This window comes from Candidatus Alistipes pullistercoris (genome assembly GCF_027665465.1).
Classification (GTDB): Bacteria; Bacteroidota; Bacteroidia; order Bacteroidales; family Rikenellaceae; genus Alistipes_A; species Alistipes_A hominis.
Genome location: NZ_JAQDED010000007.1, coordinates 12,499 through 37,908, shown reverse-complemented (window position 1 = coordinate 37,908; position 25,410 = coordinate 12,499). Strand labels below are relative to the sequence as shown.

Below are 25,410 nucleotides of genomic sequence, written 5' to 3'. Positions count from 1 at the left end.
AACTTTTATCCGGGTCGGAATGCCCCCGGAATTAAAAATAAAAACTATGACAGGATATCGGATAAATACGGTTTGCGCCGGGGCGGCGCTGACGGTGTTTTTGTTGTCCGGCTGCGCGCAGCGTCGGGCGGAAATCGCGGATATGCGGTGCGAATACATGAGTTCCCCGATCGGAATCGGCGCGAATACCCCGCCGCGGTTTACATGGAATTATACGGGCGACGACGATTTCGTGCAGCAGCGCTGCCGCGTGCGCGTCGCTTCGACGAAAGCGGCGCTGGCCGATTCGTTGGCCGACGGCGACGTATGGTCTTCTCCGGAGATCGTTTCGGTGAACGGTTTCGCGCAGTACGACGCGCCGCAGCCGCTGGAGCCCCGTACCCGTTATTATTGGAATGCAGTGGCCTGGGGCGATGACGGACGGATCGTCGTGTCGCCGGTCGACAGCTTCGAAACGGCGCAGGCCGACCTGTCGGGCTGGACGGCCCGCTGGATTACCGACGGACACGACAAGCGCTTCGCTGCGGCGCCGATGCTGCGCAAATCGTTCGACGTAACCGGAGAGGTACGCGACGCGCGTCTTTACATGAGCGCAGCGGCTTACGGGAAGATGCGGTTGAACGGCAAGCCGGTTACGCCGAACCGCCTTGAGCCGGGTTATACGCATTACGACAAACGGAACCTGTACGGTACCTATGACGTGACCGGGTTGCTCGTTCCGGGCGAAAACGTGCTTTCGGCCGTTCTCGGCAACGGGTTTTATAACGAAGACGCACCGGTCGCTACCTGGGATTTCGAAAACGCGCGCTGGCGCGACCGGGCGCGGATGATCGGCGAGCTGCATATCGTTTATGCGGACGGTTCGCAACAGGTCGTCGCATCGGACGGCACGTGGAAAACGGCTACCGGGCCGTACGTGCAGAACAACATTTACAGCGGCGATACGTATGACGCCCGGTTGGAGATTCCGGGTTGGGACGAACCCGGTTTCGACGATGCGGCGTGGAGCGCGGCCGTCGAGATAGAGGCTCCGTCACCGCTGCTGGTGGCGCAGACCGCCCCGGCGATCCGTGCGACGCGCGAGATCCGTCCGGTTGCGGTAAAATCGTTCGGCGATACGGTGTATGTTTTCGATTTCGGCGAAAACATGGCCGGAGTATGCCGTTTGTCGGTGCAGGGAGAGAAGGGTACGAAGATCACGATGCAGCACGGCGAATTGCAGAAAGCGAACGGCCGCGTCGAAATGGGGAATATCGACATCTATTACAAACCGTTGCCGGGTCTCGCTTTCCAGACCGATACCTATACGCTGAAGGGCGAAGGCGTCGAGACGTTTACGCCGGATTTTACGTATCACGGTTTCCAGTATGTCGAGGTCAAATCCGACCGTCCCGTGAAGTTGAACGAAGAGAGTCTGACGGCCTTGTTCGTGCATACGGCTGTCGAGCCGGTCGGCACTTTTAGTTGCTCGAACGAATTGATGAACAAAATCTGGAAGGCCACCAACCAATCTTACCTGTCGAATCTGCACAGCATCCCGACCGACTGCCCGCAGCGCGAAAAGAACGGTTGGACGGCCGATGCGCACATTTCGATCGACCTGGCGCTGCTGAACTTCGACGGCATTCGTTTCTATGAAAAATGGCTCGACGACTTCGTCGACAACCAGCGCGAGGACGGAAGCATCTCGGGGATTATCCCGAGTTCGGGATGGGGTTACGCCGACTGGATCGGCCCCGTATGGGATGCGGCTATGTTCATTATTCCGAATGCGTTGTACGACTATTACGGCGACAAGCGGGCGATCGAGAAAATGTACCCGGTGTGCGAAAAATACCTGGGTTACTTGCAGGCGCGCGAAGACCAGGACGGTACGGTGACTTACGGAATCGGCGATTGGGTGCCCTACAAGACCCAGACCCCGACGGATTACACGACCACCTGTTTCTATTACCTCGACCAGGCGTTGATGACGCGTTTTGCGGAACTGACCGGTCGCGACGGAGCAGCCTATGCCAAAAAAGCGGAAAATCTTAAGGAATTGATCAATAAGAAATATTTCAACGCCGACAGCGCGACCTATGCCAACGGTTCGCAGGCCGCCCTTGCGACGGCGCTGGCGCTCGGGCTCGTGCCGCAGCAGTACGAACAGCGAGTGGCCGACCGGCTCGCACAGTCGGTCGAAGCGTCGAACGGACACCTCGATTTCGGGATGCTCGGCAGCAAGTTCGCGCTGCGGATGTTGACCAAATACGGATATGCCGACCTCGCGTACCGGATGGCGGCGCAGGAAGACTGCCCGTCGTGGGGCGGGTGGATCAACCGCGGGTTCACGACGCTGGCCGAAACGTGGCAGCTTTCCGAAGAGTTCCGCGACGCGTCGATCAATCACGTGTTCCTGGGCGATGTCAGCGCCTGGATGTATAACGACTTGGCCGGGATCAATTTCGATCCGCAGCAGCCCGGTTTCCGTCACATTCTTTTCCGGCCCCATTTTGTCGAGGGACTCGACTGGGTGAAAGCCGAATACCGTTCGGTCAACGGCCCGATTCGTTCCGAGTGGAAGCGGGACGGCGGAAAAGTGCGGCTGACCGTCGATGTTCCGGTCAATACGACCGGGACGGTAATCGTCGGGGACAAAGAGATTCCGGTTTCCGCCGGCGTGCATGAATTCAAATTTTAAAAAACGATAAACTTAAAGAACGAAACGATGAAAAAGAACCGAATACTCGGATTTTGTCTAAGTCAGTTGTTGTTGCTGGGGACGGTCGCGTCCGCATCGGGCGCGACTGCGCCGGCGGCTCCGGTTTCGCTGGACGGCGAGTGGGAACTCTCTTACTGGCCCCAACCCGAAAAAGCCGTGACCGATCCGGCGGCGCTTTCCGGGATCGAAGTGAAAACCATTCCTGCGAAGGTGCCCGGTAACGTCGAACTCGACCTGCTGGCCGCCGGCCTGATCGACGACCCGATGATCGGAGCCAACGTGAACAAACTGCGCGCCTGGGAGGGGTATCAATGGTGCTATACGCGCCGGTTCGACGCTCCGAAACTGGAGCCCGGACAGCGCGCCGAACTCTGGTTCGGCGGGATCGACTGCCTGGCCGACGTCTGGGTCAACGGCAAACATGCGGGCTCGTCGGCCGATATGCTGATCGAGCGCAGTTTCGACGTGACCGATCTGATCGAACAGGGCGGCAGCAATACGGTACAGGTTATCATCCGTCCGGTTGTGCTCGGCGCGCAGGATCACCTGCTCGGCTCGTTCAGCATGGGTAATTTCGCGACCGAAGAATCGGTCTATATCCGCAAGGCGCCGCACATGTACGGCTGGGACATCATGCCCCGTCTGGTGAGCGCCGGACTGTGGCGCGGCGTCGAACTGCGCACGCTCAATCCCGCGCGTTTCACCGACGTCAATTGGGTGACGACGCACGTCGATACGGCTTCGCGCAACGTGAGTTTGTTCGTCGATTTCCAGACGAGACTGCCTTTCGATCAATACGACAAGGCGAAAGTCCGTTTTACGTTGACGCGTGACGGCAAGGAAGCCTACCGGGGCGAGCAAGTGCTGTTCGCGCATGCCGGACGGATCGTCGTGAACCTCGAAAAGGCCGACCTGTGGTGGCCGCGGGGGTACGGAGAACCGGCCCTGTACGAAGCCAAAGGCGAATTGATCGGCGCCGACGGACAGGTGCTCGATACGGATGTCAAGCGGATCGGCCTGCGTATCGTGCAACTCGATCTTTCAGATATTCATTTGCCCGACGAGCGCGGAAAATTCTGTTTTATCGTCAACGGCGAGAAAATTTTCGTACGCGGCACGAACTGGGTTCCCCTCGACGCGCTGCACAGTCGCGACGCGGCGCAGTACGAGAGCGCGATGAAATTGGTGACCGACGCCAATTGTAACATGGTGCGTTGCTGGGGCGGGAACGTTTACGAGGATACCCGCTTCTTCGACCTGTGCGACGAGAACGGCATTCTGGTTTGGCAGGATTTCGCGATGGGATGCTCGTTCTATCCGCAGCGCGCCGATTTCCTGGATCAGCTTCGCGAGGAGGTCACCTCGGTCGTGTTGAAACTGCGTAACCATCCGTCTCTCGCATTGTGGGCCGGTAACAACGAGGACGATGCGAATCTGTTCTGGAGCCGCTTGCAGCCGTTCCATCTCGATCCGAACCGCGACCAGGTTTCGCGCCATGTGATTCCCGAAGTCCTTTATGAGTTCGATCCGACGCGCCCTTACCTGCCCAGCTCGCCCTATTACAGCGAAGCCGTGTGGGAGAAGGGGAGCCTCGAACAATACCTGCCCGAAAACCACTTGTGGGGACCGCGGGGATATTACAAAGACAAGTTCTACACGACGGCTCCCTGCACGTTCGTCAGCGAGATCGGCTATCACGGCTGTCCGAACCGCAGCAGCATCGAGAAGATGATGACCAAACAGGGCGTCTATCCGTGGACCGAAGGCCGTAAATGGAACGACGAATGGATCACCAAGTCGACCCGCCGCTACGAGGCGTGGGGGCCGACGATGGATCGCAACAATCTGATGCTGAATCAGGTGAACATTCTGTTCGGGTCGGTTCCGGACGATTTGGACGATTTCGTTTTCGCATCGCAGTCGGTACAGGCCGAGGCGATGAAGTATTTCGTCGAGATGTGGCGCAGTCGTAAGTTCGAACGTACGGGCATTATCTGGTGGAATGTGCGCGACGGCTGGCCGATCATTTCGGACGCCGTGGTCGACTATTACGGTTCGAAAAAGTTGGCTTACTATTTCCTGCAGAACGTGCAGAAAAACGTCTGCCTGCTGATCAACGATCCGGTCGACGGGGCCTATCCGCTGGTTGCGGTGAACGATACGCGCCTTCCGGCCGAAGGGACGGTGACGGTTACCGACGTGGCGACCGGCAAGGAAGTGTTCAAGGGCAGCTACAATGTCGGCCCCAACGGGCGGCAGTGCGTTTCGAACCTGCCCGTGATGAAGGGACAGGGAATGTTGCAGATCCGTTACGATGCGAACGGCGAAAGTTGCAGCAACCACTTCCTGTACGGCGAACCGCCCTACAAGCTGAAAGAGTACAAGGGATGGCTCGACAAGACGAAAATGTATACGAACAAAGATAAATAGCGGTCGGTTGACATGAAAACGAATATCATCGGAGTGGATGTCGGGGGAACCAAATGTGCGGTGACCTACGGGCAAAAGGAAGGTTTCGAGCTGCATATCCGGGAGAAGATCCGGTTTGCGACGACCGATGTCGACGAGACGATCGCCAACATCGTCCGCGCAGTGGACGATGTGATGCGAAAGAACGGATTGACGGCCGGCAATACGGCCGCGATAGGAGTCAGTTGCGGCGGTCCGCTCGACAGCCGTACCGGCGTAGTGATGTCGCCGCCGAATTTGCCTGGCTGGGACAACATCCCGATCGTCAAGTTGTTGGGCGATCGTTTCGGTATCCGCACGGGGATTCATAACGATGCGAACGCCTGCGCGTTGGCCGAATGGAAATTCGGGGCCGGCATCGGTGCGCGGAACATGGCTTTTCTGACTTTCGGCACGGGGCTCGGCGCAGGGTTGATCCTCGACGGGAAGCTCTATGCCGGAACGAACGACAACGCCGGCGAGCTGGGGCATATCCGTCTGTCGGATTTCGGCCCGGTCGGCTACGGTAAGTGCGGTTCGTTCGAAGGATTCGCCAGCGGCGGCGGGATCGCGCAGCTCGCGCGGTTCAAAGTGAGCGAGAAGCATCAGATGGGCCAACGGGTAAGCTGGTGCGCGCCCGGACAACTGGATGAGATTACGGCTCGGGACGTGGCTGATGCGGCCGCTGCCGGCGACGAGCTGGCTCTTGAGATCTACCGGATTTCGGCTACGTACCTCGGCCGCGGGCTTGCGATCGTAATCGACCTGATCAATCCGGAGGTGATCGTTATCGGGGGCATTTATACGCGCAACCGGGAGATGATGGAGCCTTTCGTGCTGCGGGAGATCGAGCGCGAGGCGCTGTCGCACGCCCGGCGGGTTTGTTCGATCCGTCCGGCTGCGCTCGGCGAACAGATCGGTGATTATGCGGCGCTTTCGGTAGCCGCGGATTTAATAAAGGAATAATTATGGGAATCATAGAAAACAGTTTGCATCAGGCGGAGACGGCGTTGCACGAGTTCATTTCGGACCCGCAGACACCCGTGCTGATGGAAAAGGCGGTCGCAATTTTTAAACAGGCGCTCGATAAAGGGTGTAAAATCATCAGTTGCGGCAACGGCGGCTCGCTGTGCGATGCCGCGCATTTTGCCGAAGAGCTGACCGGGCGTTTCCGAGGCGACCGCCGTCCGTTGCCGGCCATGGCGATCAACGACGCGGCTTACATGACCTGCGTGGGCAACGATTTCAGTTTCGACCAGATTTTTGCGCGTTGGGTCGAGGCGTTCGGACGCGAAGGCGACGTGCTGCTGGCAATCAGTACCAGCGGCAATTCGGGCAATGTGGTGATGGCGATCGAGAAGGCCAAAGCCTGCGGTATGAAGGTCGTTGCGCTGACCGCCAAAGGGGGGAACAAGCTCTCCGAGTTGGCCGACGTCGCGATCTGCGCTCCGCGCACCCCGCACTCCGACCGCATCCAAGAGATCCATATCAAAGTGATTCACATTCTGATCGAAGCGCTCGAAGACGCGATCTTTTACGCTTCGGATGCGAAGCGATAAACCGGCGACGGGCCGGATAACCTAAAACCAAAAACAAATGAATTCGAAAACTTCGTTGCTGAAAATATTGCCCGTGATGTTCGGATTTTTCATCATGGGTTTCGTCGACATCGTCGGCATTGCGACCAGTTATGTCAAGAGCGACTTCGCGGGCCTGAGCGACTCGGTGGTGAATATGATCTCGTTGTCGTGTTTCCTGTGGTTCCTGGTGCTGTCGATCCCGACGGGGATGCTGATGAACCGCATCGGGCGCAAAAACACCGTGCTGCTGAGTTTCGCCGTCCATGTACTGGCGATGTGTATGCCGCTGATCGCTTACGATTTCGCGTCGGTGTTGATTGCCTTCGGGCTGATCGGAATCGGAAATACGCTGTTGCAGGTGTCGATGAATCCGCTGGTGATGGAAGTCGTTACCAAAGACAAGCTGACCGGAACGCTGACCTTCGGGCAGTTCGTCAAGGCCGTCAGCTCGTTCGTCGGTCCGATCCTGGCCGCCTGGGCCGCGGGGACGTTCTTCGGGTGGAAGATGATCTTCCCGATCTATGCCGGCGCCTCGCTTGTGGCATTGCTGTGGCTGTGGTTGACGCCGATCCGGGACATCCGCGAGAAATCGACTAATATTTCGTTCCGGGCGACTTTCGACCTGCTGCGCGACAGCCGGATCGTAGCTTATTTTATCGGTATCCTGGTGCTGGTCGGCGTGGATGTCGGCATGAACATGACGTTCCCGAAACTGCTGATGGAACGGTGCGGCCTGGAACTGACCGACGCCGGTATGGGCAATAGCGTCTATTTCTTCGCCCGCACGGTCGGAGCTTTTCTCGGCGGTATCTTGCTGATGAAGTATTCCGAAAGCAAGTTCTTTACGTACAGCACCTACATCGCGCTGCTCGGACTCGTTCTGATGCTGCTGAGCGAGAACCTGTGGTTTATCCTCGGATGCGTTGCGGTGTTCGGCGTGGGCTATGCGAACCTGTTCTCGATCATTTTCTCGCTGTCGCTGAAACGGGTTCCCGAAAAAGCCAACGAAGTTTCGGCGTTGCTGATCGTCGGCGTGTCGGGCGGCGCGGTGTTGCCGCCGCTGCTCGGCGTGGTGACCGACCTGTTCGCCACGCAGCTGGCCGCCGTCATCATGCTGGCCGCCGCCTGGCTGTATATGGTCTGGCTGACCGGAAAAATCAAAACAAAAGCATAAATCCTGAAATCAAACGAACCGATGAAACGAACTGCAATCCGTTACAGTTTTTTAATCATGCTCATCCTGCCGTTGTTCGCGCACGGTCAGGCTTCTATGAAAATGTCCGCCGGACAGGTCGATGCCGCCCGCTGGATCGAAACCCGCTTCGCGCGGGGAAAGGTTCCGCCGTTCTCATTCGTTTACGGCGACAAATCGTCTAAAAGTCTGCTCCCCGGCTGGAATTATTCGATGAAACGCCTGCCGGGCGACGATCCGGACGTAGTGAAATACCTTTATACTTATACCGAACGTCCGTCGGGGCTGAAGGTGGAGTGTTTTGTTACCGGCTTTCCTGCGTTCGATGCCGTCGAATGGGTGCTGCACTTTACCAACACGGGCAAAAGCGATTCGCGGGTGCTCGAGCAAGTGAAAGTGGTCGATCTCGATATGCAGGCGCCGGCCGCCGGCGACTTCACGCTGTACTATGCCGACGGAAATCACATTTCGAAAGAGGATTTCCATCCCCGGACGACCGTGCTGAGTACGACCGAGCCGTTTCGGATGGCGCCCGAAGGGGGGCGTTCGTCGCAGGGCGATTTCCTTCCGTTCTTCAACCTGACGGCTCCGTCGGGCAAAGAGGGCGTAGTGGTGGGGATCGGATGGACCGGTATGTGGTACGCCGATCTGACCAAGACCGGCGACCGCGGCGCGACGCTCGTTTCAGGGATGAAAACCATGCGGTTGTACCTGCATCCCGACGAGTCGATCCGCACGCCGAGCATCAGCCTGATGTTTTGGAACGGCGACGACCGGATGGCCGGGCACAACCGTTTCCGTCGTTTCGTCCTCGCCCATCATACCCGTAAGGTGGGCGGGCAGATGCAGAAATATCCGCTGTGCAGCGGATTCAACTACCGCGATCCGGCTCCGTGCACCGAGTATTCGTGCCTGACGGCCGACTGGGCGATCGCGATGGTCAAACGTTATAAACAATTCGAACTCGTTCCGGAAGTATTCTGGCTCGACGCCGGATGGCATACCGGCGCCGCCGATTACAAAAACGGCAAGTCGTGGGCCAATACCACCGGTAACTGGACGGTCGATACGACCCGTTTTCCGGACGGGCTGAAGCCCGTTGCGGACGCCGTGCATGAGACCGGAGCCAAATTTATGGTCTGGTTCGAACCCGAGCGCGTGATCAAAGGGACGCAGTGGGCCGTCGAACACCCCGATTGGATGCTCGACTTGCCGTCGGAACCCGACGGAACCTACCTGCTGTTCGACTTGGGGAATAAAGAGGCCCGCGAGTGGCTGTGCCGTTACATCGGCGACCTGATCGAGCAGAACGGCATCGATTACTACCGCCAGGACTTCAATATGGAACCCGATAAATACTGGGCCGCACACGACGAGGCGGGGCGTACCGGTATGAAGGAGATTCGTCATGTCGAAGGACTTTACGCATTTTGGGATTACCTGCTGGAACGGTTCCCTGGCCTGCTGATCGACAATTGCGCGAGCGGCGGTCGCCGGCTCGACCTGGAGACGACCTCGCGCAGCGCACCGCTGTGGCGCAGCGACTATTACCACTACGACGATCCGGACGGCTACCAGGGACACACTTACGGACTGAATTTTTTCCTGCCGATCCACGGAACCGGGATCTTGCAGACCGACGAATATTCGTTCCGGTCGAGTATCAGCAGCGCGTTGATCTATAACTGGAAGATCACCGAGCCCGGCGTTTCGTTCCTCGATATGCAGGAGCGCGTGAAAGAGTATCAGGAAGTGCGCGACTATTATTACGAGGATTATTATCCGTTGACGGGCTGCGAAGACCTGACCCGCGACAACATCTGGCTGGCTTACCAGTTGAACCGCCCGTCGGACGGGACGGGGATTGTCGTGGCATTCCGCCGCGCCGCCAATCCGGACGGCAGCATTACGGTGAGATTGTCGGGACTGGATGCCGCGAAGCGTTATGACGTGCGCAACCGCGATACCGGCGAGTCGGTCGTCAAGACCGGGGCGGAACTGGCGTCCGGTTTCGAGTTGACGCTCGCCGAGCCGAAAAGTTCGTTGCTGCTGCAATACAAACCCGCCGAATAGTTTCCGCATTCATTAAAAATTAAAAACGATGATACGAAATACAATCCATACATTCCGGTCGAAATGCCGGGCGCTCGTTTGTTCACTGCTTACGCTGGCGGTGTTCCCGCAGTTCGTTTCCGGACAAGCCAAATCCGCCATGACCGATAAGCCGTTCGATGTGACCCGTTGGATCGAGACGCATTTCGCCAAAGGGAAAATTCCTCCGTTCTCCTTCGTTTACGACGGAAAACCGTCCCGCGAGCTGCTGAAAAAGTGGAAATACACGGCCGCCCGCGTCGAATCCGACGAACCGGAGGCGGTCGAATACTTGTATACGTACCTGGATCGTTCGACCGGACTTCAGGTTGAATGCCGGGTGAAAGGTTTTACCGATTTCGATGCGGTCGAATGGGTCTTGAATTTTAAGAACGATTCGCAAGCCAATTCCGCGTCCATTTCTCAGGTCAAAGTGGTCGATCTCGATTTCGAATACCCGCAAAAGGGCAATTTCATCCTGCATTACGCTGACGGAAGCCATGTTTCGAAGCACGATTTCCACCAGCGCACCAAGGTGCTTGCGCCGGGCGATTCGCTGTACATGGCCCCGCAGGGCGGACGTTCGTCGCAGGTGGCTTTTCCGTTCTTCAACATCGAGTCTCCCGCAGGGCAGGGCGTGATGGTGGCCGTCGGTTGGACGGGAACGTGGTTCGCCGATATCGCCGGTAAGACCGACCGCAGCGTGACGTTGGCCTCGGGCATGAAATACCTCGATACGTACCTCTATCCGCAGGAGTCGATCCGCACGCCGAGCATCTGCCTGCTGTTCTGGAAAGGCGACGACCGGATGGTCGGACACAACCGGTTCCGTCGGTTCGTGATGGCGCATCATACGCCGAAGGTGGATGGCAAGCCCGCCCATTTCCCCGAATCGTCGAGTTTCAACTATGGCGACCCGTCTCCATGCAACGAATACACCTGCCTGACAGCCGATTATGCGATCGCGCTGATCCGGCGTTACAAGCAGTTCGACATCGTACCGGAAGTATTTTGGCTCGATGCCGGATGGTATTCGCAGGCGGCCGACTACAAGAATCATAAGAACTGGGCCAATACGGTGGGCAACTGGACGGTCGATCGCGAGAAATTCCCCGACGGACTGAAGCCGGTTTCCGACGAAGCGCACAAGGTCGGGGCCAAGTTTATGGTATGGTTCGAACCCGAGCGGGTTATCAAAGGCTCCCAGTGGGCCGAGGAGCATCCCGAGTGGATGTTGGATGCCGGGACGGATGCCTACCTGTTCGATCTGGGGAACCCGAAGGCGCTCGAATGGTTCTGCGACCAGATCGGCGAACTGATCGAGCAGAACGGCATCGACTATTACCGTCAGGATTTCAACATGGAACCGGATATCTTTTGGCAGAAGAACGATGAACCGGGCCGTACCGGAATCCGTGAGATCCGGCATATAGAAGGTCTGTACGCGTTTTGGGATTACCTGCGGCAGCGTTTCCCGGGCCTGCTGGTCGACAACTGCGCGAGCGGCGGCCGCCGGATCGACCTCGAGGCCACTTCGCGCAGCGCCCCGATGTGGCGTACCGACTACAATTACGGCGAACCGGTCGGCTACCAGTGCCATACTTACGGGCTGGAGATGTACCTGCCGCAGCACGGCACGGGCGTGCAGAAGACCGACAAGTTTACGTTCCGTTCGAGCCTCGGCACTTCGGTCGTTTACAACTGGAAGATCACCAACGGCTCCTCGTCGTTCTACGAAATACAGGACTGCATGAAGGAGTTCCGCGAAGTGCGGCCCTATTTCTACGAAGATTATTATCCGCTGACCGGTTCCGGCGACATCACCGGCGATAATATCTGGATGGCATACCAGCTCTACCGGCCGTCCGATAAGAGCGGGTTCGTCGTGGCGTTCCGCCGGGAAGCCTGCCCCGACAAGACCCACACAGTGAAGTTGTCGGGCCTCGATCCGGATGCGGTTTATTCCGTTACGAATAAGGATACCGGCGAAACGGTGTCCAAGAGCGGCCGCGAACTGGCCGAAGGGTTCGTGCTGACGCTCGACCAGCCGCGCAGTTCGCTGCTGTTGAAATATCAGGCCGAATAGCGGGCCTGCCCGTATGTTATCGTACAAGGCGGGAACTCTTCGGATGTTCCCGCCTTGTCGTACGGTTCGTGTTGAATATCCGGATGTTATTCGTATCTTTAACACGTTTGGGCGAATAGGTAAAAGGAGTCTGAATTGAAATTAATAATATAAAACGGATGAAAAGGATATTTTACGTTGCTTGTGCCGTCCTGCTGTGCGCCTGCGTCGGACGTGCGGATCGCAATCGGGCGGGCGCGACCGATCCGATGAAGGCGGACGGAGGTCTGGTTTACGATGTGAAAAATTTCGGAGCTGTCGGCGACGGCGTGACCGACGATACGCGCGCCATCCAGTCCGCCCTGGATTATGCGGTGGATCACGGGGGCGGTACGGTTTATTTCCCGAACGGCCTGTACCGGCTCGCTACGCTACAGGATACGTGCAAAGTGCGGGCCCACCTGATCGTGAAGCCCCGCCAAAGTCCGGGCCGCCGCGATTACGTGATGATCCGGCTGCAGGGCGAAAGCAGCGTCGTTACCCCGTGCTCGTATGCCAGTCATACGACCGAGGATAAAGCCGAAGTGTGGAAAAACGGCACCGTCCTGGTTTCGGACGCGGTCGGCGAGTTGCAGACCGATCCTGCGCAAGTCCCCGTATCCGTCCTGGCCGCCGGAGCCGGAGACAATCTCTATCTGCTGAACCAGGCGGTCGTAAGGCTGCAGGATCTCGCGTTCCAGGTGAAAGCCGAAGCGGGAAAATACCCGTACCTGTCCGGTGTGAACATGGCCTATGCGGCGACCGTATATACCGATAATATCCTGATTTATTCGTCGATCCGAAATATGGCGCTGACCTCGCCGACCGGGGACGGGCACTATTCGGCCGGATTCATCGCTCCGCGCACCTGGTGCAATCCGGAGCAGGAATTCCGGAATATCTGTGTCAAAAGCGCCTTCCGGTTCGGCTTCGTCTTTTCCGAACATGCGAACGGAAACAACCTGTCGGCGTGGAACTGCGACAACGCTTTCGTCTTTTCGAGAATGGATCATTCCGCCTGGTTCGGTCGGATCCACGCCCAGAATTGCGCGAACATCGTTTCGTCGTTGAACGTGGAGTTCGCCGGACACGGCGTTGGAGACGCTTTTTTGAAAATAGAACAGGTAGGCATCGAGGTGAACAGCGGTCAGAAGCCGGTCGATTTCAACTACCGCTGTTTTGTAGACGATCCGGACAACCATTTGTACGGCACGTTGTATTACCACATCGTCAAATCGAACGTAGGGGCCGATAACTCCTATTTCAAGGCCGACGGCGGCGCGCATCTGAAAGCGATTCCGTCGTTTTGACGGATCGGTTCGTTCCGGCGGTCCGCTATCGGGGGACGATTTCCCGGTAAAGCTGTTGTAGCCTTTTGCGGAGGAGGCCGATCGCGTAGTGTTTCCGCGACAACAGCGTGGGAACGGGAACCCCGGTCGTTTCGGCGATCTCTTTGTAGGGAATCCCGTCGTATTCGGTGAGTTCGAATACCGAACGTTGCTCGGGCGGAAGCTCCGACAGCGCCAGTTCGATTTCTTCCCGGATCAGTTCGTTGCGGAACATGATCTCCGGATCGTTCCCGTCGTCGGCCAGGAAGTCCGACAGCGAGTCGAGGAAATAGTCGTCCTCGTTTTCCTGCCGGGTTTCGGGTAGCGCCTGCTCCCGTTTCTTTCGCCGGCGGTCGATGATGCGGTTTGTAACCGCTTGGTAGAGCCAGGCCGACAGGTATTCGATGGGATTCTCCTGCAGATCCGTTTTCGTCAGTTTGTAGAAAACGTCCTGGAGGATGTCTTCCGTATCTTCCGCCGAGTCCACCCTATGTCGGATATACCCTTCGAGTTCCGGCTTGTACTGATCGTAGACCAGCGGCAGGTCGCTTCGGGAGTCGAGTCTCCGTTTCTTTTTAACGGCTGTCATGGTCGGTTTTTTCCGGTTGATCCGGGCCGCAGCCGAACATCTGCCGGCGGATGTACTCCCTGCGTTCCTCTTTGCCCATCGCCCGGATCCTGTCCCGCATCGCGGCGCGCTCTTTCCACGTGGGGAAAGTAGGCCCTGACCGGCGGAGGGCGTTCATGCCGAAACAGTGCCTTCCCATCCCGCCGAACAACAGTTTGTTCAGCAGCACCAGGCCCGCCGCCTGCCAGAAGGTAACGGCCGTCCAGCCGATGATCTGCGGGACGAGCCAGTTCCACAGCAACATGACCGCGGTAGATGCCGCGCCGAATACGGCGATGAAGATCGACGTTCCGATCAGGCCTCTCAGAAATTTGTTTTTCATGGTATCGTGTTTTTGTCGTTTTGTTCTTCGCGGGCGAACGTTCGCCCGTATTCCCTGACGAACGTGAACGGAAGATATTTTATAAAATAGCGATTAATCGCGACAACGTGTTTTTCGGGATTTTTCGGTCGGTAGTACCGCATAGATGTTCGTAAGGCGTAAAGGGACTCCCTTTACGCCTTATTTGAACCTACCTTCGGTCTGTTTAAGTGAGATAATACGACTACGTGCGAACAGAAATGTTAAAAATACGTCAAAATGGAGCGAATTTCCCGCTCTGTTTTTGTTGAAAGCCGTCGTTAATTTATTCAGCGATTTTCAGATTATTTTGACGAGATCCATGACCTTGAGGTTATTTGTTTTTCACTTCGAACCCGCTTTCCGTTTCATAACTTTCCCCGTCGGCCGTATGTACGATTACTTTCAGGATGCAGTGCCCGTCCGGCACCTCGGCGGTATCCCATAAGTTGTCGTCGCCGTAGGCCACGTAAGGAGCGGATTTTTCCGTGCAAATTTTTTCTCCGTTAATATAAAAATCGACTCCCGTGACAGATTTATTTCCCGTGACCGTCGCGACGTAAGGGACTTTGCCGGACAATACGATGCCCACGGTCGGGGAGACTATTTCGACTTTGATACCTTCGCCCGTCAGGTATTCCTCCGATTGTTCCGGCAGTTTCTGTAATTGGACGTTGCGCGTATTGAGGCCCTTTGTCTTTTCGGTCAGGTTTTCGAAATCGAGTATCCTGAAGACTTTGTTCCCCTGTTTGCGGTCGAAATTCGCAGCTTTGAATATTGGGAATTTTTCGCCGTCGAAATAATCGTGAGAGTAGAGCGATATGCGTCCCGATTCGGTACCCACCAGCAGGTCGGGGCGGCCGTCGCCGTCGAAATCGAACACGCATGGCATACAACAGTGCCAGGCGTCATGGCCGTCGGAACCGGTCCATTCCACAAAGTAACCGCCGCGCGCCATCATATAATCGTATTCGAATACGGGATCTTCGTTCGTGCCGACATTTATGGCGATAGTCATGTTTCCGCCGCCCAGGTAATTGCGCGGCTCGCCTATTATCAGGTCTAAACGACCGTCTCCGTTCCAATCGGCGACGTCCATATTGAAACGTCCCTGACCGCCGGGGTGGGTCAGGCGTCCTATATGGAAAACCGAGCCGTCGGCTTTGCGCAGTTTGCGTTTGTTTTCCAAGACTTCCGGATTATGTGCGGACTGCGAATACATCACCAGGTCGCTCCGGTCGTCCAGTACTATAAAATCCAGTCGCCCGTCTCCGTTCCAGTCGGCGACGCCGGGCCTGTTGCGCCATGGGGTCACGAGCGGCTGGTTCCCGTAATAGAAATTGCGTACATTCTTCGACAGTACCGGTTTTTGTCGCGTCCCGGTATTCTCTATCCACCGGACTTTGCCCAGGCAGTCGGAAATAATGATGTCCAGGTCGCCGTCGCCGTCCACATCCCTCGGAACGCATGAGAGGTATCCCCAATACTGTTCTTCCATACCCTGTACGGTACCGCCGTTCTCCACGGCATTGAAAAAGAATGGCTCCCCGGAATCGTCTTGCAAGAATACGCCGCCTTTATAATTCGGCTGAGTAGGCGTCCCGGTGTTCTCGAACAGCATGATGTTGCCGCCGCATCCTCCCGATATTAGGTCGAGGTCGCCGTCGTCGTCCCAATCCACGGCGTAGGGGGTCGGCGAGTCGTTATGCACGAGTACCCCGCCTTGCTGGAAGAATCTTATCGGCTCTTCGAATTCGAGACTGCCCTGAACGCCCTTGTTGCGGAACAGCCAGTAGAATCCTTGCCATGCCGTGCATACGATATCGACGTATCCGTCGCCGTCCCAATCCAAAGGGAAGGGTTTGAGCGACATGTCACCCGAAATATATGGATCGTCACCGAAATATCCGAAAGGTACTTTGTTCACTTCCGCAACAGGCAGCTCGCCGTCCACACCTTTGTTCGTCAATACGAACAAGTCGCTGTTGGCCGTGCCTACCAGAAGGTCGGGACGGCCGTCGTTATCCATGTCTGCCGCCTTCAGCGCAGACCATGACGAATTGGGAAATTCAACGGGACGGCCGTCGGGAGTATGAACGACCTGCGGCGTACGTTTGCCGTTACGGGTGAGTTCCACAACGATGTCTCCTTTCATATTGTGGTAACGGTTGGTGCGCGGATGCCTGCGGAATCGGACGCGGTCGGACACGCCGTCGCCATCCCAGTCGAGCGTTATATACGAAAGTTCCGGCGACGGAAGTCGGTCGGTGGGCAGGGCACGGCTGCGGGGCAGGAACCTGGGTTCGCTGTTGCTGCCTATGTTGCGTTGCAACCAGGTTCCCCCGTCCGTTCTTATCCCATAAATATCGAAATCGCCGTCTCCGTCCGCATCGACCGCTTCGAATTGCATGCCCGGCCATCCGAGCCATGACATGTTAGGCTCCGAGGCATCGTAGGTCAGCAGTTCGCCGACTCCGAGGTTGAGGTTTCCGGCCTGCGGTCGGGGGCCTTCCGCATGGGAGGCGGCAAAGTATATCTCGTATCCGGCGGCTCCTTCGGGAGCTTTCCACTTGAGGGTGCCGTTGCGCAGGTAATGGTCGCTCAGCGACGACAGCGGATCGCCGAAAGAGACGGGACAGTCGGTTTTCTTTCCATCCGTGTCTACGGCGAAAATACGTACGGAAGCGGGATCTACGGGCCGGTTTTGCCCCGCCGCCAGCAATAGTCTCGCAAAATCGAGATCCGCCCATACGGGCGCTCCGGCGCTGTTGTCGTCGGTGCTGCCGGTTATCCTGTACGGTAACTCGGGCGCCGCCCAATTGCCGTCGGAGCGGAGGCGCTTTTCGACGATGTCGTAGCGGTTCTCTTTCGGGAGTTCCGCGATAAGCGGTTCGTCTACGGATTCCAGTCTCAGACCGTCTATCCAGGCCGTACCCGCAGAACCATAGAATTTTATCGTAAGAGTGCCTTTATCCAGTCCCGGCGGAACCCTGAACGTACGTTCGAGATAGCTGAAAGGTGTATTCCGATTGTATTGGGAGAGTGTATATGTGAATCCTTCTCCCGAAAAAGTAAGCTCTACAATGGCGTCCCGCCGGTAATTTACCTTCTCCGTTTTAACCCATCCCCCCAGGCGCATGAATTCTCCCCGGAGGGAGTCGAATTCGAAAGTAACGGAAGCGTCGGCATAACTTTTCATGCCGTCCCCTGCCACTTTAAGGGAGCCTTTTCCGATCACTCCTTCCAAAGTATCTATGCTCCATGACGTTTCGGGCGTAAATTTCCATCCGGAAAGAGCCTGTCCCTGTGAAAAATCTTCATCCAGCCACACTTTCGTTTCAGGCTGTACGGTACAGGAGGATAGCAGACTAACGGTAGCCAGCAAGTTCAATACAAAGGCGGTGGTTCTAAGCGTCGTCGTCATTATCGTAAGTTAATTGGAAAATTTTGAAGTTTGCAGGCGAATGTGATATCTCAGAAAACACTTTCTCTTTCAGAAAGTACCGCGTACGGTATTCGGAAACAAAAATAGCGTTGATTGTCAACGCTATTAGTACCCCCGACGGGAATCGAACCCATATCACCAGAACCGGAATCTGCCATTCTATCCATTGAACTACAGGGGCGGTCTTCGAATTGCAGCACAAAGATGCAACATTTTCGGATTTAATACAAATCTTGACGCCGATTAAGTGTTAAAATTTGCAGAATCCCGTTCCGGCGGCCGTTTCCGTACCGCCGTTTCTGCCTCCCGGCCGGATTACTTCCACGAACCGGCGAAGTGGTGGATGCAGTACGTGTTGTCCGTTATCGTGATTTTTCCGGTTTTGTAATCTTTCGGGCAGAAGTAGTCTTTCGGGAAGATGTGCAGGGAGTCGTCGTAAATCTGGAACGTGTTGTCCAGTTTTACGCCCCGCTTTTTCAGAATGCGCGAGATTATGACCGTGCTCGGGGTTTTGTTCAACCGGCCGTTCCAGCGGATGAACGGTTTCCTGTTCATGTATTTCCAGTACTCGTCGGTCCATGCGGCTCCTTTCTCGCTGCCGACGATCCCGGTGTGCAGCAGCGTGTCGGATTCGAAACTCATGAAGGCGGGCAGTTCCAGCAGCGGATCGAGGTTTTTGATGATTTCGATATCGGTATCCAGCCAGATGCCGCCGTGCTCCCGCAATAACTGCAGCCGGACCGGGTCGATGACGAACGCATATTTCTTTTTCTGGTAGGCCTGCCGCGTGAACTTGATCGAGTTTACGTCGTAGTTGTCTTCGTTCCAGAGCATCAGCTTGTAGTCGGGCAGGAATTTTTTCCACGATTCGATGCACTTCAGGTTGTCTTCCGGCATCGGACCGCGTCCGAACCAGCAGTAATGGATAATTTTCGGTATCATAATTTGTCAGGTATGGTGCAAAAGTAGTTCTTTAAAATATAAAAGTAATGATTTTTCCGGAATATCGCGGCGCTCCGGCGCGGAATCCGCCGGATTGCCGTCCCGGGGATGTCGTCGCGGGGATAATTCTTCGGAGAAGGTGGGGCGGCGAATTGCATATTTTTGTACCTTTGTCACTCTGTCGAAATTATTAAAAACAATATAGATGGCTTTACAATGCGGAATCGTGGGGCTGCCGAACGTCGGCAAATCGACCCTGTTCAACTGCCTGTCGAATGCGAAAGCGCAATCGGCGAATTTTCCTTTTTGCACGATCGAGCCTAACGTGGGCGTGATTACGGTGCCCGACGAGCGGATCGTGAACCTGGTAAAGATCGACAATCCGAAAAAGACGATCCCTACGACCATCGAGATCGTCGATATCGCGGGGCTGGTCAAAGGGGCTTCGCGGGGCGAGGGTCTCGGCAATAAGTTTCTGGCCAATATCCGCGAGACGGACGCTATCATTCATGTGCTGCGCTGTTTCGACGATGACAACATCACGCACGTAGACGGCAGCGTCGATCCCGTCCGCGACAAGGAGATCATCGACGCCGAGCTGCAACTGAAAGACCTCGAAACGGTCGAGAGCCGCATTGCCAAAGTGCAGAAGCAGGCTGCGACCGGGGATAAGAGCGCCAAACGGCTGTTCGACATCCTGTCGCGTTACAAGTCGGCGCTGGAGCAGGGCAAAAGCGCCCGCACCGTCGAACTGGACAAGGAAGACCGCAAGCTGGTCTACGATTTGCATCTGCTGACCGATAAGCCGGTGCTCTATGTCTGCAACGTGGACGAAAAAAGCGCGGTTGGCGGGAATGCTCATGTAGAGGCGGTACGCGGCGCGATCCGCGAAGAGAATGCCGAACTGCTGATCGTAGCGGCCGCTACCGAGGCCGATATCGCCGAATTGGATACTTACGAGGAGCGACAGATGTTTCTCGAGGAGGTCGGACTGAAAGAATCGGGCGTCAACCGGTTGATCCGGGCGGCGTACAGTCTGTTGAATCTCGAAACCTATTTTACGACCGGCCCGGACGAAACCCGCGCCTGGACGTATGCGAAAGGAACGAAGGCGCCGCAGGCCGCCGGGATCATTCACACCGATTTCGAACGTGGCTTTATCCGCGCCGAGGTGATCAAATACGACGATTACGTGCGTCTCGGTTCTGAAAAAGCGTGCCGCGAGGCGGGTAAGATCGCCATCGAAGGCAAGGAGTACGTCGTACAGGACGGCGATATCATGCATTTCCTGTTCAACGTGTAGGCGGACGGCGTTGTTGCGGAACGAATTTATAAACAGACTGTTATGGAGCCGGTTGTAGACGAATGGATGTACGGGGTGCTGCGGGAACTGGGTTTTTCCGTGGAGACGGCCGATGTATGGGACCGCTGGGTGGTGCTGGGTTTTATCGTGGCGATCGCTTTCGTGTCGGACTTCGTTTGCAGGCAGTTGTTGCTGCGGGTGGTCAAGCGGATCGTCGCGCGCACCAAGGCGACCTGGGACGATATCCTGTTCGAAGACCGGGTGCTGCGGCGGCTGTGTCACATCGTGCCGCCGGTGTTGATCTATTTCCTGTTGCCGCTGGCCTTTCCGCCGGAATCCGGCATGGTGGCGTTCGTGCTGAAACTGCTGCTGATCTACGTGATCGCCGTGGTGTTGCGGTTTGTCAACGCTTTTCTCAAAGCGCTGCACGATGTGGCCGACCAGAAGGAGGAATTGCAGGGGAAACCGCTGAAAGGACTGATGCAGACCGGACAGGTGATCGCCTTTTTCGTTTGCATCATACTCATTATATCGATCCTGATCGACAAGTCGCCGGCGCGGCTGCTGGCCGGGCTGGGCGCTTCGGCAGCGATCCTGATGTTGGTCTTCAAGGACAGCATCATGGGACTCGTGTCCGGTATCCAGTTGACCGCAAACGATATGCTGCATGTGGGCGACTGGATCTCGATGTCGAAATACGGCGTCAATGGCCGGGTGACCGAAGTGACGCTGAATACGGTGAAAGTGCGTAACTGGGACAATACGATCGTCACCGTGCCTCCGTACCTGCTGATCAGCGACTCGTTCCAGAACTGGCGCCCGATGCAGGATTCGGGCGGACGGCGCGTGATGCGGTCGGTCAATATCGACATGAACAGCGTCCGTTTCTGTACGCCGGAGATGCTCGACCGCTTTCGGAAAATCCGGTTGTTGAAGGATTACATCGACGAAACGGAACGCCTGATCGCCGAGAGCAACGAGCAAGCCGGGGTGGAGAACGATCCGGAACCGGTCAACGGCCTGCACCAGACGAATCTGGGCGTGTTTCGCGCTTATCTGGAACGCTACCTGCGCAGCCTTGCCGGAATCAACCAGGAGATGATGCTGATGGTGCGCCAGTTGCAGCCGACCGAGAAGGGGTTGCCCGTCGAACTCTATTTCTTTTCGAAAGTGACCGAGTGGACGGTTTACGAAAAAGTACAGGCCGATGTGTTCGACCATGTGCTGGCGGTTATCCCGGAATTCGGCTTGCGGGTATTTCAGAACCCCGCAGGCAGCGATGTGCGGGATCTGAAAGGAGAAATTTAGCGGCGGGGTTGCCGGGGCGTATTTCTGGGAAAGTGCAGCCGCTTGCCGCGTCGGGCGAAACGCCCGGAGGCAGATCGAACAAAAAGGCCGGATGCGACATTGCATCCGGCCTTTTCGGCGAATGTCCCGCACGGGGCGGAATTATTTTTCGTATCGTTTTTCGACGGTGTTCCAGTCGACCAGTTCCCAGAAATTTTTCAGATAATCGGGCCGCACGTTGCGGTAATCGATGTAGTAGGCGTGTTCCCACACGTCGACGGTCAGCAGCGGATGCAGTCCCTTGCGCAGCGGATTGCCTGCGTTCGATTCCGACACGATCGACAGTTTGCCGTTGTCGTCGGCCGCCAGCCATGTCCATCCCGAGCCGAACAGCCCGGCCGCCGCTTTCGTAAATTGCTCTTTAAAAGCATCAAAAGAACCGAAATCACGATTGATCGCTTCGGCCAGTTTGCCGCTTGGCATCGATTTTGGAGTAGGTGAGAGTGTGAAGAAGAAGAACGTATGGTTCCACACTTGTGCGGCGTTGTTGTAGATCGGGCCGCTTTCGGCTTTGACGATGATCTCCTCGAGCGGCATGTTCTCGTACGGAGTGCCCGGGATCAGGTTGTTCAGGTTGTTGACATAAGCCTGATGATGTTTTCCGTAATGATATTCGATGGTTTCTTTGCTCATCTTCGGAGCAAGCGCATCCGCCGCGTAGGGGAGCTGGGGCAGTACATGTACCATAAGTAATAAAGTATTGATGATTGACATTGTGATTGTATAAATTGATTGTGCCAAAGATAATAACAAATTTAATACCATATAGCAAACACCCGTTTAATAATTATTAATTGACCGAATTATGGAAAAAAGAGATTTGATCGGCAGTCTGACCGAACAGAACCTGCTGAAGGCGTTCGCCGGGGAGTCGCAGGCCGCCAACCGTTACCGCATGTATGCGAAACAGGCCCGCAAGGACGGTTATGAAAAAATCGCCGACTTTTTCGAAGAGACCGTACACAACGAATTGAGGCATTCCAAGATTTATTTCGAGTTCCTGAAAGGAGGCATGGTCGAGATCACGGCATCGTATCCGGCCGGGATCATCGGCACGACGCTGCAAAACCTCGAAGAGGCGCGCCAGGGCGAGTACGACGAGTGGATGGATCTGTATCCCGGTTTCGGCAAGGTGGCCGAGGCCGAAGGATTTCGTGAGATTGCGATGCGCTTCTACCAGATCGCCGAGATCGAGAAAACCCACGAAGAACGTTTCCGCGGCTTGTACGAAACCCTCGAGGCCGACCGGATTTTCCATAAGGAGGAGGAGATCGTATGGCGCTGTCTGGAGTGCGGCCATATCCATGTCGGCAAGGAGGCTCCGAAAAAGTGTCCCGTCTGCCTGCATCCGCAGGCGTTTTTCGAAATTCGCTGCGACAGATATTAACAGTTTCGGTAATAGACGAACCGGGAGTCCCTTCGGAGGCTCCCGGTTTCGTTTGCGGCAACGATTATTTCTGTTCGGGACTTTTGAGCGTAACGAGTATCAGCACGGGATTGCTGTCTTCGGAGTAGCCTTCCATTATTTTCTCCGGGATTATGTTCCGGTTGACCGGAGTGTCGCCGTAATAGAACAGGTGCGATTGAATGTCGACGATCACCCGGTCGTCCCAGGTCGATCCCGGCCGCTGTACCGTCATAATTAATTGAAAGGCAAACGGATTTTTGCTTTTGAGCAGGTCGATCGGGTAGGATTCTTGTCGCTCTTTGTCGTACGGCAGCGTGATCGACGGTTCGTTTTCTTTGTTGGAGTATGGAACAGCGCATGGGTTTTCGTGTCCAGGAACGATCCGTTGAACGTCGCCCGGCACATGCCGCCGCCGCGCTTAGGCCGATTAGCAAGCCCATGCGTTTTAGAAATTTTTTTTTAGCAGGTTTGCGGCTCATATCGTTTTACCGTCGGTTTATAACAAATATTAGGAAAAAACAGCGGAAACAGATACCTGTTTCCGCTGTTTTTTCAGTTGTTTGGTTCGATCCGTGAGAACGGCTTATCGCTGTTTACATGGGAACATTTCCCGACCCATTGTTTCCATCGACCCAATCGGTGATGGAGTGGCTAAAAGAGATATCCTGATCTTTGATCTTCAGTGTAATGGTAGAGGTTTTCCCTGCTTCGAGCGTTACTGCGGGCGAAATTGAAACGGCCGTTGCTGAGACTTGGTCGCCGATCTTTATGTTGACCGTTGAAATGTTCTGTGCCGGGAGAATAAGCGGATTTCCGACCGCAGTGGTAGTAGCCGTGTTTATGGTCAGCGGCGAAGTCACGAAATCTTTTTCGGCGGCCGAACCGTCCGGCTGTACTTCCCCGCCGAGCGAAAGCGTGCCTTCGGTCTGTACCGAAACCGTGACGGAATTGATTTTCAGTTCGGGATTCGGAACACGTTCCGTTTCGATGTGGATAACGAGCTGGGCCATTTTGTGCACGAACGGAAGTTCAACCGCGTTTTGGCTTTTGGTTGACGCTGCGGAAGCGACCAGCAGGTCCGTTCCCGCCGGAACGGTGACGACAGGGGCTTTGCCTGCTTCTGCCGGGGCGATCGTAAGCGTCGAGGGATGGATCGCGTAGAACTGGTACTGCGCATCGGCCGCATTCGAATAGTATTTCATTTCCGAAGCGGTTTTGTACGTTATGGCTCCGCTTCCGTCGGCGCTCAGCGTGATCCCGTCCATGAAGTTAGCGGCCTTCCAGGTAAGCGTTCCGGTGTGTTCTACGGCATACGCTACAAAATCTTCGTTGTTGAACTTGTTGTCGACAACTGCTTTGCTGTCCGCTTCGGGAGTTTGGTTGACGACCGCCTCGATACTTTGGCTGAATCGGACCGGAATCGGATCGTCGGAAAGATTTCCTTTTCCGTTATCGGAATCGTCGGATGATTTCGAGCAGCTCAGCAAAGCCGTTGCAGCCAGTGCCGAAATGAATAACATTTTTTTCATAATATTTTTTTAAGTCGATTAATGAGTGTTGGTTTGCCAGTGTGTTCGAATTGCGCAACAAATGTATGCAATGTTTCGCAATAAAACAGTGTAATAGCGGTAATTTTTTAATAAAATATTGTATTTTTATTTCCGGTATCCGGGATGGATTTTATTTATTATTGTATTTTTGACAATAGTATATTATATAAATGAAGCGTAATCCTCCTATCGGGGATCGCGACCGGTTCCCGGGTAGGTGGGGTTCATGGTATTCGGGGAAATTTTAAAAAATAATTTAGCGGCATTTTTCATACTTATCTGATCTTTTTTTAATACTTTTGCAAATTGTATTTGTATAATCAACGCGGCGGAAGATCCGTCGTTTTCTGGCGTTTAAATTTTTTTGCTGGTAGAAATGACAATTGATGATTTTAATGTGTTGGTAGCCACTGAGGAACACACTCAGTTTGCACAGACTATCTGTGACGAGATGGCCGAATCCGCCAAAGCCCGCGGAACGGGTATCGCCAAACGTACGGCCGAATACGTTTCGAACAAAATGCGTCAGGGGAAAGCGGTGATCGCATTCCATAAAGACGGGACATGGGCCGGTTTCAGCTACATCGAATCGTGGGGACACGGCGACTATGTGGCCAATTCGGGATTGATTATCAACCCGAAGTTCCGAAAGCTGGGGTTGGCCAAGGCGATCAAGACCAAGACGTTTTTCCTCTCGCTGAAGATGTTTCCGGGAGCGAAGCTTTTCGGGTTGACCACCGGCATGGCCGTGATGAAGATCAATTCCGAGTTGGGTTACCGCCCTGTCATTTATTCCGAGCTGACCGACGACGACCAGTTCTGGAAAGGATGCGAGAGTTGCGTGAACTATTCGATCCTGCAGAGCAAGGGACGTAAGAACTGCCTGTGCACGGCGATGCTGTTCGATCCGAAGCACGATACGGTGAAGATTCCGATCGACCAGGAACTGCTCGAACATAAGGACGAAGAAAAAAAATAGCGAAAGCGGGGCCTCCGGCCC

At 55.5% G+C, this 25,410-nt stretch carries 19 protein-coding genes and 1 tRNA gene; 12 read left to right on the top strand and 8 right to left on the bottom strand.

The window, feature by feature from the left end; translation table 11 throughout:
- Positions 1-46 precede the first annotated feature (46 nt).
- The 8 genes from PGR91_RS10170 to PGR91_RS10135 all read left to right on the top strand — a co-directional run bounded on the left by PGR91_RS10170 (position 47) and on the right by PGR91_RS10135 (position 13,429).
- Entirely contained in the window at positions 47-2,683 is a 2,637-nt protein-coding gene (locus PGR91_RS10170; RefSeq protein WP_101572357.1) for a family 78 glycoside hydrolase catalytic domain, read from the top strand.
- A gap of 27 nt (positions 2,684-2,710) precedes the next feature.
- Positions 2,711-5,134, top strand: a complete 2,424-nt coding sequence (locus PGR91_RS10165; RefSeq protein ID WP_101572359.1) for a glycoside hydrolase family 2 protein — start codon at positions 2,711-2,713, stop codon at positions 5,132-5,134.
- Between the two features lie 12 nt (positions 5,135-5,146).
- On the top strand, positions 5,147-6,118 hold the full coding sequence (locus PGR91_RS10160; protein ID WP_118456806.1) for an ROK family protein: 972 nt from the start codon (positions 5,147-5,149) through the stop codon (positions 6,116-6,118).
- Between the two features lie 2 nt (positions 6,119-6,120).
- A complete protein-coding gene (locus PGR91_RS10155) occupies positions 6,121-6,711 on the top strand; it encodes an SIS domain-containing protein (RefSeq protein WP_055205334.1) in 591 nt (196 codons plus the stop codon).
- A gap of 37 nt (positions 6,712-6,748) precedes the next feature.
- Complete coding sequence (locus tag PGR91_RS10150) at positions 6,749-7,906, top strand: MFS transporter (RefSeq protein ID WP_118656808.1); 1,158 nt, start codon at positions 6,749-6,751, stop codon at positions 7,904-7,906.
- A 21-nt stretch (positions 7,907-7,927) separates the two neighbouring features.
- Positions 7,928-9,997: an alpha-galactosidase gene (locus PGR91_RS10145; protein ID WP_259336735.1), complete on the top strand. Its 2,070-nt coding sequence runs from the start codon at positions 7,928-7,930 to the stop codon at positions 9,995-9,997.
- Between the two features lie 28 nt (positions 9,998-10,025).
- Positions 10,026-12,101 carry an alpha-galactosidase gene (locus PGR91_RS10140; protein WP_182424249.1) on the top strand — a complete coding sequence of 692 codons (2,076 nt, stop codon included), beginning with the start codon at positions 10,026-10,028 and terminating at the stop codon, positions 12,099-12,101.
- Between the two features lie 158 nt (positions 12,102-12,259).
- Entirely contained in the window at positions 12,260-13,429 is a 1,170-nt protein-coding gene (locus tag PGR91_RS10135; RefSeq protein ID WP_118656810.1) for a glycosyl hydrolase family 28-related protein, read from the top strand.
- A gap of 25 nt (positions 13,430-13,454) precedes the next feature.
- Here the strand turns inward: PGR91_RS10135 and PGR91_RS10130 are convergent, their stop codons facing one another.
- From PGR91_RS10130 to PGR91_RS10110, 5 genes are all read right to left on the bottom strand, one after another.
- Positions 13,455-14,036, bottom strand: coding sequence for an RNA polymerase sigma factor (locus PGR91_RS10130; protein ID WP_070103340.1), 582 nt, complete (start codon positions 14,034-14,036; stop codon positions 13,455-13,457).
- Positions 14,023-14,397, bottom strand: coding sequence for a hypothetical protein (locus tag PGR91_RS10125; protein WP_101572365.1), 375 nt, complete (start codon positions 14,395-14,397; stop codon positions 14,023-14,025). The genes PGR91_RS10130 and PGR91_RS10125 overlap by 14 nt, the downstream gene beginning before the upstream one ends.
- 352 nt (positions 14,398-14,749) lie before the next feature.
- Positions 14,750-17,839, bottom strand: a complete 3,090-nt coding sequence (locus PGR91_RS10120; RefSeq protein WP_118656812.1) for an FG-GAP-like repeat-containing protein — start codon at positions 17,837-17,839, stop codon at positions 14,750-14,752.
- Between the two features lie 130 nt (positions 17,840-17,969).
- Positions 17,970-18,041, bottom strand: a tRNA-Arg gene (locus PGR91_RS10115).
- Between the two features lie 134 nt (positions 18,042-18,175).
- On the bottom strand, positions 18,176-18,802 hold the full coding sequence (locus PGR91_RS10110; protein WP_101572369.1) for a glycosyltransferase family 32 protein: 627 nt from the start codon (positions 18,800-18,802) through the stop codon (positions 18,176-18,178).
- A 205-nt stretch (positions 18,803-19,007) separates the two neighbouring features.
- Here PGR91_RS10110 and ychF point away from each other — a divergent pair, with 205 nt between their 5' ends.
- Both ychF and PGR91_RS10100 read left to right on the top strand, forming a co-directional pair.
- Positions 19,008-20,105 carry a redox-regulated ATPase YchF gene (gene ychF, locus PGR91_RS10105; RefSeq protein WP_055206376.1) on the top strand — a complete coding sequence of 366 codons (1,098 nt, stop codon included), beginning with the start codon at positions 19,008-19,010 and terminating at the stop codon, positions 20,103-20,105.
- A gap of 42 nt (positions 20,106-20,147) precedes the next feature.
- A complete protein-coding gene (locus PGR91_RS10100; RefSeq protein ID WP_228385806.1) occupies positions 20,148-21,413 on the top strand; it encodes a mechanosensitive ion channel family protein in 1,266 nt (421 codons plus the stop codon).
- A gap of 141 nt (positions 21,414-21,554) precedes the next feature.
- On the opposite strand, the gene PGR91_RS10095 is transcribed toward PGR91_RS10100, so the two are convergent.
- Positions 21,555-22,139 carry a superoxide dismutase gene (locus tag PGR91_RS10095; RefSeq protein ID WP_101572371.1) on the bottom strand — a complete coding sequence of 195 codons (585 nt, stop codon included), beginning with the start codon at positions 22,137-22,139 and terminating at the stop codon, positions 21,555-21,557.
- Positions 22,140-22,257: 118 nt separating this feature from the next.
- On the opposite strand from PGR91_RS10095, the gene rbr reads away from it, so the two are divergent.
- Positions 22,258-22,839, top strand: coding sequence for a rubrerythrin (gene rbr / locus PGR91_RS10090; RefSeq protein ID WP_118656814.1), 582 nt, complete (start codon positions 22,258-22,260; stop codon positions 22,837-22,839).
- 64 nt (positions 22,840-22,903) lie between these two features.
- Here the strand turns inward: rbr and PGR91_RS10085 are convergent, their stop codons facing one another.
- On the bottom strand, positions 22,904-23,263 hold the full coding sequence (locus PGR91_RS10085; RefSeq protein ID WP_118656816.1) for a hypothetical protein: 360 nt from the start codon (positions 23,261-23,263) through the stop codon (positions 22,904-22,906).
- A 190-nt stretch (positions 23,264-23,453) separates the two neighbouring features.
- Entirely contained in the window at positions 23,454-24,389 is a 936-nt protein-coding gene (locus PGR91_RS10080; RefSeq protein ID WP_101572375.1) for a fimbrillin family protein, read from the bottom strand.
- A 397-nt stretch (positions 24,390-24,786) separates the two neighbouring features.
- Between PGR91_RS10080 and PGR91_RS10075 the strand changes: the two genes are divergently transcribed.
- Positions 24,787-25,389, top strand: coding sequence for an N-acetyltransferase (locus PGR91_RS10075; RefSeq protein ID WP_055206388.1), 603 nt, complete (start codon positions 24,787-24,789; stop codon positions 25,387-25,389).
- Positions 25,390-25,410 lie beyond the last annotated feature (21 nt).